Source organism: Frankia sp. CcWB2 (genome assembly GCF_977927585.1).
The window spans coordinates 1,289-2,001 of record NZ_CDWRCM010000188.1 but is presented as its reverse complement, the minus strand read 5'-3'; the positions used below and the strand labels follow the sequence as shown (position 1 = coordinate 2,001).

The following is a 713-nucleotide window of genomic DNA, read 5'->3' as shown; positions in this document are numbered from 1 at the left end:
TACGGGACGGCGGGCTGGTCGGCTGAGCGTCTGTTCGTCCAGCCGGTCCGCCGGTTGCGGGAACGCCGTCCGCTGCTCGTGGACGCCCGCGGCTTCCGGGCGCGGCAGCGCAGGGCCCTCGCGGAGCACGCCACCCAGGTGGGGGAGGACGACGCGGCGTCCGGCGTCGCCACCCCGGTGACCGGTTCCCTGCTCGCGACCCTGGGGAGTCGGTACGAGGTCTACGTCGCCGCGGGGGCGCTGCGGCACCTCGACTTCGAGCGGCGGTGGCGGGCCGGCCACCAGGCACGGGGCAGCCGGTAGTCAGCCTGCGGGCGCCACCTCAGGGCCGGGCGGCGGGCCAGCGCCGGTGGCGGCGCCGTTCCCGGGACAGGTCGGGGTATAAACCGTCGGCCGCGTGGCTCGGTCGGGGTGTTGCTGCCGGTTCCGGGTGCCGAAGTGCGCGATGCCGCGCCGGTATGCCTCGACCTTGCGGCGGGCGATGGCCGAGGGCTCGATCTCGACTACACCGAGACGACCCCGGGCCCCGAACGCGCTCGCCCGCGCGGGGTCGAGCAGGAACAGCGCCAGCGCATCCGCCAGCGCCACCGGATCGCCGGCCGGTACCGAGGATCCGGCCTCCCACCGCTCGACGAAGGGCGCGACTCCGGCCCGGGTCGTGGTCACCACCGGCCGGCCGGCCGCCATCGCCTCGACGGCCGCGATCGAGAAGC

The 713-nt window shown here is 76.3% G+C and carries 1 protein-coding gene and 1 pseudogene; one reads left to right on the top strand and one right to left on the bottom strand.

Features of this window, described 5'->3' with window-relative positions:
- Positions 1 to 303 (top strand): annotated as a pseudogene (locus ACY45C_RS17360) (PIG-L deacetylase family protein); the annotation flags it as partial.
- Here the strand turns inward: ACY45C_RS17360 and ACY45C_RS17355 are convergent.
- Positions 304 to 713: glycosyltransferase (locus ACY45C_RS17355; RefSeq protein WP_462188608.1), on the bottom strand; the 410-nt coding region annotated here is incomplete at its 5' end.